The 14343-nt window shown below is 41.6% G+C and carries 9 protein-coding genes and 2 pseudogenes; 5 read left to right on the top strand and 6 right to left on the bottom strand.

The window, feature by feature from the left end:
• Nucleotides 1–80: 80 nt before the first annotated feature.
• Nucleotides 81–590 (top strand): annotated as a pseudogene (locus V7K89_RS10410) (CAP domain-containing protein); the annotation flags it as partial.
• Nucleotides 591–731: 141 nt separating this feature from the next.
• Here V7K89_RS10410 and V7K89_RS10405 read toward each other — a convergent pair.
• From V7K89_RS10405 to V7K89_RS10390, 4 genes and pseudogenes are all read right to left on the bottom strand, one after another.
• Nucleotides 732–2114 (bottom strand): carotenoid oxygenase family protein, encoded by a 1383-nt coding sequence (locus tag V7K89_RS10405; protein ID WP_335186825.1) that lies wholly within the window; start codon nt 2112–2114, stop codon nt 732–734.
• Between the two features lie 776 nt (nt 2115–2890).
• Nucleotides 2891–4474: an efflux RND transporter periplasmic adaptor subunit gene (locus tag V7K89_RS10395; protein ID WP_335186823.1), complete on the bottom strand. Its 1584-nt coding sequence runs from the start codon at nt 4472–4474 to the stop codon at nt 2891–2893.
• A 365-nt stretch (nt 4475–4839) separates the two neighbouring features.
• A pseudogene (locus tag V7K89_RS35825) lies at nt 4840–4899 on the bottom strand (hypothetical protein); the annotation flags it as partial.
• A 513-nt stretch (nt 4900–5412) separates the two neighbouring features.
• The gene (locus V7K89_RS10390; protein WP_335186822.1) at nt 5413–6702 is read right to left on the bottom strand and encodes a glycosyltransferase family 4 protein; all 1290 of its coding nucleotides are present in this window, start codon (nt 6700–6702) and stop codon (nt 5413–5415) included.
• A gap of 1189 nt (nt 6703–7891) precedes the next feature.
• Between V7K89_RS10390 and V7K89_RS10385 the strand changes: the two genes are divergently transcribed.
• The 4 genes from V7K89_RS10385 to V7K89_RS10370 all read left to right on the top strand — a co-directional run bounded on the left by V7K89_RS10385 (nt 7892) and on the right by V7K89_RS10370 (nt 12489).
• A complete protein-coding gene (locus V7K89_RS10385; RefSeq protein ID WP_335186820.1) occupies nt 7892–8032 on the top strand; it encodes a hypothetical protein in 141 nt (46 codons plus the stop codon).
• Between the two features lie 144 nt (nt 8033–8176).
• Nucleotides 8177–10327, top strand: a complete 2151-nt coding sequence (gene glyS / locus V7K89_RS10380) for a glycine--tRNA ligase subunit beta (RefSeq protein ID WP_335186818.1) — start codon at nt 8177–8179, stop codon at nt 10325–10327.
• An 84-nt stretch (nt 10328–10411) separates the two neighbouring features.
• The gene (gene murD, locus V7K89_RS10375; RefSeq protein WP_335186816.1) at nt 10412–11905 is read left to right on the top strand and encodes a UDP-N-acetylmuramoyl-L-alanine--D-glutamate ligase; all 1494 of its coding nucleotides are present in this window, start codon (nt 10412–10414) and stop codon (nt 11903–11905) included.
• Between the two features lie 365 nt (nt 11906–12270).
• Nucleotides 12271–12489, top strand: a complete 219-nt coding sequence (locus tag V7K89_RS10370; protein ID WP_335186814.1) for a hypothetical protein — start codon at nt 12271–12273, stop codon at nt 12487–12489.
• Between the two features lie 240 nt (nt 12490–12729).
• Here the strand turns inward: V7K89_RS10370 and V7K89_RS10365 are convergent, their stop codons facing one another.
• Nucleotides 12730–13479 (bottom strand): hypothetical protein, encoded by a 750-nt coding sequence (locus V7K89_RS10365; protein WP_335186812.1) that lies wholly within the window; start codon nt 13477–13479, stop codon nt 12730–12732.
• A 312-nt stretch (nt 13480–13791) separates the two neighbouring features.
• Nucleotides 13792–14100, bottom strand: a complete 309-nt coding sequence (locus tag V7K89_RS10360) for a hypothetical protein (RefSeq protein WP_442941631.1) — start codon at nt 14098–14100, stop codon at nt 13792–13794.
• Between the last annotated feature and the right edge of the window lie 243 nt (nt 14101–14343).

Genomic DNA, 14343 nt, shown 5'->3' with positions numbered 1-14343 from the left:
TCATTTGCTCACAAGGTGCTGATATCTTCAATCTTTCAGCTTAAGCCTTGTGAGTTTTCTTACAATAGCCCCTCACTTTTAAAACATCCTCTAAAGCATACCTTCCAATTCTGGAAAACTATAGAAAGCGCTTTCAAGGGAACCGAGTCAAAATTTCTAATAATACTTATCTACAAACTCAAGAAGGAGTTAAGGCAATTGATGAAGCGATCGCATTTCTTAAATCAGCACGTCCTATAGGAGCCTTGAGTGCATCTAAAGGTATGTCTTTAGGAGCAAAAGACCACGTAAAAGACCAAGGCCCAAAAGGGGCTATAGGTCATGGTGGTAGCGATGGTAGCAACCCTTTTACTCGCATCAACCGCTATGGTAAATGGCAAACAACCGCAGGTGAAAATATTAGTTATGGACCAAACAACGCTCAAGATATCGTCATGCAGTTAATTATTGATGATGGTGTGCGCGATCGCGGCCATCGAAAAAACATTTTTAACGGCGCTTTTAAAGTCTCTGGTGTTGCTTATGGAACTCACAAATCATATAAAACAATCTGCGTGATTGACTACGCTGGGGGGTATAGTGAAAAATAATTTGCGATCGGGAATAGGGAAGAGAATATAACTGGCGATTAGAAATTGCGTCTACACAAACCAAGTCCACCTGCCAAAGAATTTGAAACCCGCTTAGGCGGGTTTTGTCTATGTAAATGCAGTTTCTAACTACCCATTGAGCTATTCCCCAGCAAACCAAGCACCATGAAACCCATAAGGCACTCGTTGCGGAATGATCACCCGCGCTATAGGTTTAGCTGTCACGTCTTGGGCATTCACTACTACTAATTCTGAAGTGTTTGAATTCTCATCGTGGACAAAAGTCATCAGCCAACCATCATCCTCAGCCGTTGCACCAGGACGTGGCGCAAATACAGTTTCACCGCTATAGCGTCCCTGTCCGAATTCATGTATTTGAGATTTTCCATTGCTGAAGTCGTATTTGATGATACCTTCAAATAAAGGTACGGGACTGTTTGCCGCTTTGTTACTGTAGCCATATCGGTTTTGTCGCCCCAATCGGTTTTCGTTGACACGGGGAAATTCTGAAGCTACATCATCCAACATCTGTTCACTTACTGTCCCCGTGCTGAGATTAAATCGCCAGCAATGCAAACGGGGAATATTTGCGTTTGGATCGGGTTGCGAATCATCAGAACTCAAAACAGTTGTAGAACTCATGCGACAGGCAATCAGCACTACTTCGTCTCCCTCTTCATAAGCGTTGAGGGTATGGAAGACATAGCAAGCAGGACTTTCAAACCAGCAGATATTACTGTTGTCACCGTGACGTGGTAAAATGCCGAAACGACTGGGGCGATCGCGCTCAAACATCATTACAGGTTCTCCCCGTTGCGCTCTTTCAGGGTTAAAAGTCAGCGGCAAATCCATGAAAATCGTGTAGTTTTCAGTGATGGCGAAATCGTGCATCATCACTCCCATTGGCAGTTCAATTGGCACTGTCCGCAACAGTTCGCCTTGTGCTGAGACTACACTATATTGCAGATACGGTGGCGCAAACAGAGAATAGCCAAAAAAGATCATTTCCCCTGTAACCGGGTCTACCTTGGGATGGGCTGTGAAGGCAGAAACCAGCTTGTCATTATAAGTGTACTCGCCAATGGTTTCTAATTCGGGCAGTTTAATAGCGTGAGGTTTACCCCCCTCGTTCAGCGCTAACATCTGACCAGCGTGCCACACTAAGGCAGTATTGGCAGTATTTTTATAGCGACCATTGGGATTATCCATTTGTGGTGGTTCTAACAACCCACTCCAGATAGCTTTACCTGCTTCTCGTTCTTTTTTCCATCCAATTGTCTGGACATAGCGGTTACGATAAGTGGCTATGCCGTTGCTAATTTGTACACCATGCAACATCCCATCCCCATCAAACCAATGATATTGACCGATAGGCGTCCATTGAGGATTAGGGCCATTCCGCACAAATATTCCTGATAGGTCAAGGGGTAATTCACCGATGACTGGCAATTTGTCGGTCGTGATTTCTTCATGGACTGGAGCAAAATTGCCATCGAGATAGGGATTGACTGCTATTGTTACCATTGTCTTGATTTTAACGTACACTTGTACTATAATTCAGATTTGTTATCATGCCCAGATGGAAATTTTGAGGGCGTTGTAGAATTTTTGCAATCGAAAATTCAATTTTTTCTCTAGCTGTTTAATTCCTTTGATTTGTAGGGTTCCATTCATTTTCATAATAGGGTGTACTACAGCAGATATCTAAATATTTATTTAGCGATCGCTTCTGTAGTTGCACGTAAACTTAATACAAGGACGTTATTTACTAATCTAACTGGTATAAGTGATTTATTCTAACTGTTGACTTTTATTTTAGTTTTCCTTTAAGAGTTAAACCAGTACCTAAAGCGCCAAAAGCTAGTAATTAAATTTAGGTTTACATCCTCTTCCTGGTTTCTTAGACAATCCTAGCATTCTCTCTAATTTCCATCGATTAAACCAGTTATTGAGTGTCTTATAGCTGACTTGAATCTTACTTAGTTCTAATTTGACCCTTGTGAACCTAATATTATATAATGCGTTCTTTGACGCACTTGATGATGTCGGCTTTACCGATATCGCTTTAGAGTTTCAAATGATAGCGGATTTACTTCTTAATCATATAAAAAGTATGACGAGCGCACATACCGACGCAAAAATTAGCCGCTTAAAAAAGAAATCAGCAAACATAGTTTAAAAATTGGGCGTTGGGTATTTGGTATGAGGGATTGGGCATGGGCCATTGGTTATTCTCCTTGTCTCCCTTATCTCCTCATCTCTGTGTCCCCCCTTTCCCCGCACCCTCATCTTCTCTTCAGTTAAGGCTTCTGACTACCAACTTCTTGTGTTTCAGGAGTAATGGGAGCGCCATTGGTTAAGTTAAGAATGCCGGAAACAACAATTTTCTCCCCTGCTTTTAGTCCTTGGATAACTTGATAATTATTTCCTTCAATAACTCCTAATTTCACAGGCTTTTGTTGAGCTACTAAAGATGGCGCTCCAGGTTTAGACTTTTCTGCTGGCGCTTGCGCCACAAATACAAATGTCTCTCCACCCAAACGAGATACTGCTGTAACTGGAATTAAAATTCCTGGAAGTTCATTCCAGATCACTCTAGTTTGCACTGACTGAAGATTAAGCAGTCGATTTCTTGAATTACCAAAGTTGGCTTTTATCAAAACCGTCTGCGAATCTAAACTAGCGTTTGGGGAGATAAAACTTACGTTACCCCTTGCTATGGGATTGCCTTGGGCGTTTAGCATCTGCACTGGTAATCCCAAGCGCAGCTTTTTAGCATCTTCTAGGGGAACGGAAATATTCAGTTGTAAAGAGTCGTTTCTAGTTAGTGTCGTGAGTTGATCGGCTTTTTGTACATAATCTCCCACCTTTACTGGAATATCACCAACAATGCCAGTGAAAGGTGCTAAAACTTTTGTGTATTGCAATTGAACTTGGGCAGCTTGAACTTGGGCAGCTGCTTGAGTTACTTGCGATTGCGCTTGGGCAATTTCTTCTGGACGAGAACCATTTTCTAGTTGTCTTAAGTTTTGTTTCTGTTGTTCCAAGGCACCAGCTAACTCATTGATACTAGATGTTCTGCCTTGGCGGAGTTGATCTAAGCGTTTCTGGGCAACAACCAAGGCAGCTTCAGCACTTTGCTGCTCTTTAACATATCCTTCTAAGGTATCTTGAGAAACTGCGCCCTCTTTTCTCAATTGTCCGTATCGCTTGGCGCGTGACTGTGCTAGTTCCACATCGGATTTAGCTGACTGAATTTGAGCCTCAGCCTGAGCAATTTCTTCTGGTTGCGATCCCGATTGGGCATCTCTAAAGCGAGCTTGGGCTTGGGCTAACAGCGCTCTAGCTTGGGCAACTTCTTCTTGTCGCGTACCTGCTTTGAGTTCAGCAAGACGTGCCTGGGCTTGTTGTAGTGAGCCTCTAGCTTGTAACAATTGAGCTTGGACATTATCACTTTGCAGACTGATAATGACTTGTCCTTGTTGAACGCGGTTGCCCTCTTGCATGAAAATCTCGGTAATTCGTCCTTCAACCTGTGGCTTGATGATTACTGAACGTGGAGCTTCCAAAGAGCCAATAAACTCCGAACTTTGCTGCACAGTTTCAGTTCGCACAGTCGTTAGCTTGACCGGAACTGCTTTAGGTTGACCGGCATCTGCCCCAGCCGCTGGAGCTTTGCTAGCATTACTACTTTGCCACCAGCGCCAACCAAAACCTACACCTACAATTAATAAGACAATTCCTAATATCAGGGGCCAACGCCGCTTTTGAGGTGGCTTGGGCGATCGCGGTGGCAATTCTTGCGACTCTTGACTAGAATCAGTAACAGCGGGTTGTTCTGTTTCAATGGAAAGGGGAGAGTCAGGGAACTCAGAATGGGGCATCTTCGTTTTCTCGTCTTGTGGATTTAGACTTGGGCAATCTACTTTTCGTTAAAAAAGCATTAATTATTTGAATAATTTTTTAGCCTTTTTTCTCTATGCTTGGTGAAAAATTATGTTTGGGTATTTGGGCGATCGCTCACGATGTCTAGCACCTAAAATGAACCAATTTTGTTCAGCACATTATGGTTTATTTGTACATTACTTAACTCCGTTCATTTTCTTAAAGTGTAATTTATAGTTTTTTGTTAGTCAGTATAAACACAGTGCTTTAGCTCACAGAGAAAGCATGGTTCATGTTATTGCAGCTAAAGCTTCTGGCTGTAAAGCGATCGCTTCGCTAATTAGAGCAAGTTAGTAGTTGTTTTTTAGTTATGGAAATGACGAAATAAACTTACCTCATTGATCACAGCAACACGAGTAATTTCTCGTGTTGTCGCTGTGGTTAAACCTGTCGTTGCAAATACCTTAGTTGCTGACTAGATCAAGGGTACATAAGTTTGTGCCGTACTTGATGCTAATGTTTTCTATGAGTGTTTGCAAGCGCTTGCTTGCATTATAACTAGATAGCAGACGAGATTGGTATTATTTACAAATGAGTTTATCGCTCTTGAGTAGTACTGAATACTGATCTTAAGGAAGAAAAGAGTCTGGAGCGATGCCTTCTCTACGAGACACTTCGGGTAGCTTGCTTCCCTGTATGGATACGGTAGGCTACGCCCACGTTGATTAATTCAGCTCTATTAATCATCAAGTTCTCCTCTCCAAGAACGATGTGCAATCAATCAGTATTCTCTACATTCCTATTTTTGACCAGTCTCAACTTCCTACAGTTAGTTCACCCAATCGGTTGATTTTTAACTCACCCGAATGGGTGATTTAATTTATCCCAATCGGGGTTTTGTTTGTGTAGCTAACGAGTGAGAAATCTTCAATCCTGTTCAACCATCCACAACTGATTTCTTAGAATCGAATTTTGGTAAGATACCCACAGTTGATTTTCGGTTGGTAACAATATGAGAAAAAAGCCACTCATACCGATCAAGGGCTTGCTCTAAGGAATAGTTTTCTTCGGCAAATTGTCTTCCCGTGTTACCTAGCTTCGTTCCTAGAGCCGGATTAGCATATAAATCATGCACCGCAGCAGCCATTGCTTGGGGTGATTCTGGTTCAACAACTATCCCACCACCACTGAGTTCGATCGCTTTAGCAGCAGTACCAGTGGCGGGAACTGAACCCACAATTGGGCGACCACTCGCCAATAACAGTGGTATTTTTGAAGGCATATTGAACGAAATCACATTGTGCTTTTGCACAATTAGCCCGACATCAGAAGCTGCTAGCATTTCGGGTAGGCTTTCTCGCGGCTGTAACGGTAGTAGCAAAACATTATCTGCTCCATTTGATAGACAATATTCCTGCAACCTTTGCAACGCTCTTGATTCGCCAACAATGACAAAAACAATATCTTTGATATGACGTAAACAAACGGCTGCTTCGATTACTGTCTCTAGACCTTGGGTTAAAGCAATGTTGCCTGAATAAAGGACTACAAATTTCCCATCTAATTGATGGTTATATATCCAAGAGTTGCTCTGTTTCGGTAATGGGCGAATGAAATTTACATTTACCCAATTGGGAATACAAATAATTTTATTAACAGGTACTCCTTTGTTTACTAAATTCTCACGAAACCCATCAGCGATCACACTAATAGTGTGTGCAGTCCGATATGCAAATTTCTCTAAAGCTGTAAGAGTTCGGATCATCCACTTATTTTTTAATAACCCAATACGCACAGCAGCTTCTGGTAAAATATCTTGCACATTTAGAACTACTGGGCAGTTGTATAACCAGCCCAATGTTGTTGCTGGTAAAGTACCTAGTAGCGGTGGAACTGTTAAGATAATCACATCTGGTCGCCCACCTTTAAAGGCTTGGGGTAAGCTCGTGAAAACAAAGCTCAACTCCAATAACAGCCGATCCACGAGGTTAGGTTTAGACTTAATTCGGACGTAACTTCGCTGAATAGTCACGCCATTTTTTTGTTCGGTAAGATACCATCGATTTTGATATCCATCGTAAATTTCGCGCTGAGGATAGTTGGGCATTCCCGTAATCACTCGCACTTTATGACCTCGCTTTACTAGTCCTTCTGCCAATTCAGTCATTAACGGAGCAATTCCAATTGGCTCTGGATGATAGTTGTAGGAATAAATCAGAATATGCATGAACTATATTGATTGTGAATTTTGTGAAGACAGCATGAGACGAGCGGATTACTTACTTAATAAACAGTAGGGGCTGCTATTTTTATTACTTACAACATTTTTTTGCATAAAGTACAAAGTTATTGCTTTGGAGGCAAGAGGCAGAGATAGAAACTATTTATATCTGATTTGTATCCCTGCATTTTGTACCTCGTTTCTTTGCAAATACTCTATTTTGATTTGTAAAATTGTTTGATTAAAATTATGTTAAACATTAGATTAGAAATTTTTCTAGTGGTTTTTACAAGAGAATTTTTGTACTGCATAAAACACTTACAAATCAAAATATTACTTTGTATAAACGGGTTAGGCTATTGATAAATATAGGCTTAATTTATGGTGATTCTGACAATAGTTGGTCTGTTTATTTCCGAACTAATGCCTAAATTTACACTTGGGGAATTGTAGCATTATATTCAGTGTTGTGCATATAACCCTCATTCCGCCTTTTAAACTGGCACATGAAGTATTTTTAACTAAGTCATCAGTATTGTATTCATTAGGGAGAATCGCGCTTTTTAAGTAGTTTAAAGGCACTGACAAAACAGTGTTGAGTGCTGAGTAATGAATGCTGGGATAAAAGTAAAATTAATTGCATTCATCACTGAGCTTTGTAAAAGTGTTGATAACAAACTATTAGACATCTGGTGAAATTAAATATGCGTTATCCTGAATCCTTGTAGAGATTTAACAATGCTACGTCTATACATTCTTTTTTACTCAATATTTATAATGAAGTTAAAGATAACCTCACCAGTTTACTGAACTAAGTAGAACGGCGTAAATATTTGTAGTTGGGATGAGGCAGGAGGCAGGAGGCATAAGGCACGAGGAAAGAGGGTTTTAGCCTTGTTTATTTTTGTCAACATAGTTTGGTTTTATTCTGCCGACATACTTAAGTTTACGATAAAATTATATATCCGTAAATACCGCATAAAACTACGTATATAATGTAATGAATATATAAAGATAAGCACTTTTTTTATAAAGTTTTGCATAAAATGCCAAGTCTATAGCGATGTCTTACGACAAGCTGCTCCTTTGTATACAATCCAATCTGACCTAACTTGCATCCCTGATTTATCTTAGGACTTACGCAAAAAACTCTCTAACTCTTATTCCTCTGTGTTCTCTGTCTTGAAAAGTTCTGATGCCTGCGGCGGACTGCGCCAACGGAGGAAACCTCCGCTCAGACTTTTTGCTGCGTCGCGCCAGTTGCCAAGAAAGCGGGAACGTTAAAAGCGAACAAGTCGGGGAACCCGCCCAACACACTGGCTTCTCTGTGGTTTGATTTTCCGTGACCTGTACGTAAGTCCTATATATCTATGGAGTTTCTCTTTGTCCACTTCGATGACCAATTCAGCTATAAAATCACGAGCGATCGCTTGAGAATAACTGATAAAGTTGAGCTACGCAAAGTTGAAAACAGTGTCCTATGCCTGGGTTTCTATTAGAAGTTGGTACAGAAGAACTACCTGCAAGTTTTCTCAGTGATGCTTTAGTGCAATGGCAGGAGCGCATTCCCCAAAGCCTGGAAGCAAACAGCCTCAAGGGCGATGTCCAGGTGTACGGTACTCCCCGGCGGCTGGCGGTAGTGATTAGAGGTCTACCATCTCAGCAACCAGACCGAGAAGAAGAAATTAAAGGGCCTCCCGCCCAAGCCGCCTTTAAAGATGGTCAGCCAACAGCAGCAGCAGCAGGCTTTGCCAAAAAGCAAGGTGTGGAACTGGATGCGCTATCTGTTCGCCCCACTGACAAAGGAGAATTTGTATTTGTGCAAAAAAGAATTCCTGGTCGTCCTGTGGCGGAAATTTTAACAGAACTAATTCCCCAGTGGATTTGGGGTTTAGAAGGTAAGCGGTTGATGCGTTGGGGGAATGGAGATGCGAGGTTTTCCCGACCAATTCGTTGGCTGGTAGCTTTGTTAGATGAGACAGTGCTGCCTTTAGAATTAGTGAATGGTTCTAAAACGATTCAGAGCGATCGCCTGACTCAAGGTCATCGAGTCTTACATCCTGAACCTGTGACAATTGCCCAAGCTACTGATTATGTTACTACCCTCAAGTCTGCATCTGTCACTGTTGACCCAGCAGAACGGGTAAATCTGATCGCAGAGCAAGTAAAGGCAGTAGCAGAGAATTTAGGCGGGTATACAGTAATTTACCCCGATTTGTTAGCGGAAGTAACCAACCTTGTAGAATATCCTTCCGTAGTTGTCGGTAAATTTGAACCAGAATTTTTGGAATTACCAACTGAGGTAATTACTGAAGTAATGGTTACTCATCAACGTTATTTTCCTGTATTCAAACCAGGGAGTTTTCAGCAAGAATTATTGCCTAATTTCATTACCATTTCTAACGGCGACCCGAAAAAATCAAACATTGTTGCCGTCGGCAATGAAAGGGTAATTCGTGCCAGATTAGCTGATGGCAGATTTTTCTATGAAGCTGATTTAACTAAGCCAATAGATAGCTTTTTACCCCAGTTAGAAAAAGTCACTTTCCAAGAAGAATTGGGTTCGGTGCGTGCCAAGGTAGATAGAATAGTTGAAATTAGCGAGCAAATTAGCAGTCAATTACAATTAGGAGAAGACCAAAGCCAAAGAATCCAACGTGCTGCTTTATTATGTAAAGCAGATTTAGTGACACAAATGGTCTATGAATTTCCCGAATTACAAGGCATTATGGGAGAAAAATATGCCATAGCTAGTGGTGAAGATACCGAAGTAGCAAAAGCAATTTATCAACATTATTTGCCAAAGGGAGCCGGTGATATTTTCCCTGAAACACTCACGGGTAAAATTGTTGGTTTAGCAGATAGATTAGATACTTTAGTGAGTATCTTTGGTTTAGGCTTAATTCCTTCCGGTTCATCCGATCCTTTCGCCTTGCGCCGTGCTGCCAATGCTGTAGTTAAAATTACTTGGGTTGATAATTTGCCGATAAATTTAGATGATCTATTGGCACAAATAGTCACGGACTTTGCAGCAAAATATCAAAAAGACCGGGCATCATTAACCACAGCATTACAAGAGTTTTTCTTGCAACGCATCCGCACTTTACTACAAGAAGAAAAGCAAATTGATTACGACTTGGTAAATGCAGTTTTGGGAGAAAATGACCCAGAATATACAGAACGGACGTTAAAAGATTTATTAGATGTCCGCGATCGCGCCTTATACTTACAACAAATCCGCAACGACAGTACTTTAGATAACATCTACGAAACCGTTAATCGTTCCACACGATTAGCCGCCCAAGGTGATTTAGATACAAAACAACTAGAACCAACAACCGTAGTCCGTCAAGAATTATTCCAAAAGCCCTCTGAGATAGCCTTGTATAATGCGCTAATTGAATCAGTGCCTCAAACTCAAGCAGCACAGCAGACACGAAATTATCAACTGTTAGTAGCAGCATTAGCAAAAATTGCTCCGACAGTTAGTAACTTTTTTGATGGCCCAGATAGCGTTTTAGTTATGGACTTTGATCCAGAAGTCAAACGTAATCGGTTACATCTGCTGGGATTAGTTCGCAATCATGCTCGTGTTTTAGCTGACTTTGGTGCGATCGTCAAAAATCTGTAGCGTAGGTCAACAAAAACTTGTGTAAATTTTGCCAATAAACGCTAGTATAGGGAGTGCTTAACCAGGGACACTCTGCTGCAATCTATGCCTAGAGCTACTGTTATTGGATTGGGAAAGTCCGGTGTTGCTGCGGCAAGATTGTTGAAACGGGAAGGTTGGGAGGTAGAGTTGAGTGATCGCAACACCTCCCAAACCCTCCTAGAACAACAACAAGAACTTGCTTGCGAGCAAATAACCGTTAAACTAGGACAATCCCTAGAATTGAATCGTGTTAATTTACCCCAATTAATAGTCGTTAGTCCTGGCGTGCCTTGGGATATTCCCGTATTAGTTGAGGCACGCCAATTAGGTATTGAAACTATTGGGGAAATAGAACTCGCTTGGCGAAATTTGCAATCGCTACCTTGGGTAGGAATTACTGGCACTAACGGCAAAACTACTACCACAGCTTTAATTGCTGCCATTTTCCAAGCAGCAGAATTAAATGCACCCGCTTGCGGTAATATTGGCTACGCCGCTTGTGAAGTTGCCCTGTCTCAGGCGGGCAGAGGGGCAGAGGGGCAGAGGGGCAGAGGTGAAGAAACTGCAATCCAAAATCATATTGATTGGGTGATTGCGGAAGTTAGCAGCTATCAAATAGAATCTTCGAGTTCTCTTGCTCCCCGTATTGGCGTATGGACGACTTTCACGCCGGATCATCTTAGTCGCCATCAGACTTTAGAGAACTATTACAACATCAAAGCCAAGTTATTACGTCAGTCTGAGTTGCAAGTGTTCAATGGCGATGATGCCTACTTGAGCCAGCTAGGTTTAAGTGCTTGGCCTGATGCTTATTGGACAAGTGTCAGAGGAAAAGATTTTCTGATTAGCGAAAAAGGCTTTTACATCGAAGACGGCTGGGTTGTGGAAAAATTGACTGCAACCTCTGCACCAGAACCGATTGTGAAGGTATCTACCTTGCGAATGGTAGGAGAACATAACCAGCAAAATCTGTTGATGGCAGTAGCAACAGCAAGATTAGCGGGAATTAATCGTGATGCGATCGCGCATGCAATTCGAGAATTTCCTGGTGTTGCCCATCGTTTAGAGCATATCTGCACATGGGAAGGTATTGATTTCATTAACGACAGCAAAGCCACCAACTATGATGCTGCTGAAGTTGCTCTAGCATCTGTTAACAGTCCAGCGATTTTAATTGCTGGTGGAGAAGCCAAAGCAGGTGATGATAGTGGCTGGCTAGCACAAATTCAAACCAAAGCTGCTGCTGTGTTATTGATTGGCTCTGCTGCACCCGCATTTGCCAAACGTCTCCGAGAGGTAGGGTATCATACTTACCATATTGTGGAAACTATGGAAAGGGCAGTTCCCAAGTCGGCAGAATTAGCCAAGCACTATCAAGCGCCTGTGGTGTTGCTATCTCCGGCTTGTGCGAGTTTTGACCAGTACCCAAATTTTGAGGTGCGGGGCGATCATTTCCGTCATCTGTGCTTTGCTTGGACAGGAGGTTGGAAACCCGCTAGAGTAGAACTTCCAGAACTTGAAAACTCTAGTCAAGAGTCCATAGTTCAAAGTCGATAAGCATTATTTGTCTACAAGTTCGTAGTCAGGACTTTAGTCCTTGTTTTCTAAGTACTAAAGTCCTTACTACAAACTCTCAAAACTAACTTGACAAAATACTAGAAGGATTATTTGGTAATAATTTAATGTGAGTTCGACAAGCCCTTTTTTGACCTCTCCCCCAACTCCTCCTCGTGTCGGAAAGGGGAGCCAAAACCCTAATTTCTCGTTGTTCTTCCCTTTCCCTGTGGGAGAGGGAGTTTAGCAGAGAGAAGTTCATCGAACTCACGTTAATTTAGTAGTTTTCTATAATTATATTTTGCTGTAGTTTGCAACCGCGTAAACTTTGAAACGCCACAATGTAGGGGCACATTTGACTCTGAACCATGAAATCCTTGACTGCGCTGCAAGTTGTCAGTGAGGAACTAGAAAAGTTTATAAACTACCTCAAAACAGTTGATGCAGAATTACTAGAACAGCAGGAAGTGACATTGCTAGCAGCAGTGCTTCTCGAACAACTTCCGACAGTTCTTCAAAGCAATCCAGACCCACTCAAGTACGTTCAACAGAGCGACTATCGCATCAAGCAAAAAATGCGCCCCTGACCTGGTATGGGCGGTTTTGTTTTTTGCGATCGCAGGAGTTAAACAGATTGCCAATCTTACAGATGAACGACGTTGGATTCTCCAGTTTTTTGGTGCTCCTTGCCAAAAATATTATCTACTCACATGATAGACCTGCGGAATGTAGGCTCAAAGGTTCAACGGCAAACTCTATGTCAGTCGCTTAAATTTTTTTGAAGTAAGCTGTTTAGCTCTCCAAAATTTCACTGCTAATCAAATGTCCTAATTGGAAATGATCAAACGTTTTATTAGATCACAAAACACTTTTGCAATAGCTCTAAGAGTTATGATGGGATCAATGGGATCAAGCCTCCCATCGACGATTATGTGTGGAAAGGGTTTGTGTTTTTCAAATTCTCTTTTAAGATAGTTGCTTAAATACCAAAGCGGTTCGCCGAATTCTTCGGATTCGTTGGCCCCCAATTCAATCAACAGTGATCTGCGTTTATCAATTTCTTGAGCAACTTTTTTGGCAAATTCGGCATTGCTTTGAGAGCTTTCGTCCGGTGGGTGATTAGCATCGAACCAAAGTACGTAGAGCGTGGAGACTAAAGTTCTTCTTTGCCAGATATGGGTGTTAGGAGAATCTAGAAATTCTAGCAGTAATTCTAAATTACTTGGACTAGCAAGCATCAAATCTTCGTCTTGTTGTGAGAAATGAAGCTCGTCGTTAATAGCCCAAGTTTCTAATTGTTGGCGAGATAGTGGGGGAAACACGCTAACTCCACTACTAAAATCTGTGGAACCGCATTTGTCACAAGATTCAGACCATGCGCGTGTTTCTGAAAATGCTGCGGTTAGTTCATCAAGAAATCGCATTTCTTCATTGCCGCATTTTGCACATGAACGGGTTTGTTCGTATTTTTGAGATTTCATTATACGCTGACTAGGCTTTAACAGATAGGCACATCTTTGCAACATCCAAACTACAATGCTAAAATCCTTACGTTTGACATTTACTCCATTTGTCATCCTGCTAGCACTGATGTCTGGATGTTCTGACTTAGACCGTTTTGTAGTTTCGCCTTTTTTAGCTTACTTTAAATCTAGTTGCCCCAAAGTTCGCAACTCAATTCTCCGCGCTGTCATAAGTGGCATTTATGATTCAAGCCCCAAACCCTGATTCTCTGGTAATCAAGCACAGCTGCATCGCCATGTAGATTTATAAGCTAAACGTAACTCCCAGGTTTTCCAGCAAACCATCACGACAGAATCACTATTTTAGTCTTAACAGACAACGAATTGACACTTACTCTAATTAACTTTCCGAACTTTGGTTCTTTATCATTCTTCGTAATAAGATTTTAAAATACACAGTTGCAAGCATAATCGATTGGTTTGACCTTGAGAAATCCATTGCTGGAATTGTTCTTGCCATTTATTTGTCAGCCATGCAGAGTATTTGGGACTCAGTTTAATAGCTGAATTAGGGAAAGGTAGAATGTGCTGGTTGGGTTGAATTTGGTTAGCGATCGCTAGTTGCAGCAAATTAACTCCCAATCCTTGCAAGTAAGATAGACTATTTGTCAGTTTTTGGGGATTTCCTGAAAGTTTCAAATCAAACCAGCCACCGCTGTCATTGTCGGATATCAAGGATGCAGCTTTGATATTGACGGTTAAACCATACCGAGAAAGCAGTCAAGAAATTACAGGTTGCCTATTATACTGTTGAGACACGATAATTCGACTGTGGACTGAAGCAGGTTCTACAGATTTACTCTGAGACATCAGATTAATTTACAATAACCTGAGTTCGGGATAAGGAAAGGAGCAGGTAGTAAGCTGAAAATAGCGTTAAATCCAGCACCTGCCCTATGTTTAGTTTAGAAGCATTAT

The organism is Nostoc sp. (assembly GCF_036917515.1).
GTDB lineage: Bacteria > Cyanobacteriota > Cyanobacteriia > Cyanobacteriales > Nostocaceae > Nostoc.
This window is presented reverse-complemented; position numbering and strand designations above follow the sequence as displayed.

What these genes read in the sequence shown, in the direction of transcription:
- V7K89_RS10405 (WP_335186825.1), bottom strand. Translation starts at nt 2,114, where the DNA reads ATGGTAACAATAGCAGTCAATCCCTATCTCGATGGCAATTTTGCTCCA.
- V7K89_RS10395 (WP_335186823.1), bottom strand. Translation starts at nt 4,474, where the DNA reads ATGCCCCATTCTGAGTTCCCTGACTCTCCCCTTTCCATTGAAACAGAA.
- V7K89_RS10390 (WP_335186822.1), bottom strand. Translation starts at nt 6,702, where the DNA reads ATGCATATTCTGATTTATTCCTACAACTATCATCCAGAGCCAATTGGA.
- V7K89_RS10385 (WP_335186820.1), top strand. Translation starts at nt 7,892, where the DNA reads ATGCCTGCGGCGGACTGCGCCAACGGAGGAAACCTCCGCTCAGACTTT.
- glyS (WP_335186818.1), top strand. Translation starts at nt 8,177, where the DNA reads ATGCCTGGGTTTCTATTAGAAGTTGGTACAGAAGAACTACCTGCAAGT.
- murD (WP_335186816.1), top strand. Translation starts at nt 10,412, where the DNA reads ATGCCTAGAGCTACTGTTATTGGATTGGGAAAGTCCGGTGTTGCTGCG.
- V7K89_RS10370 (WP_335186814.1), top strand. Translation starts at nt 12,271, where the DNA reads ATGAAATCCTTGACTGCGCTGCAAGTTGTCAGTGAGGAACTAGAAAAG.
- V7K89_RS10365 (WP_335186812.1), bottom strand. Translation starts at nt 13,479, where the DNA reads ATGACAAATGGAGTAAATGTCAAACGTAAGGATTTTAGCATTGTAGTT.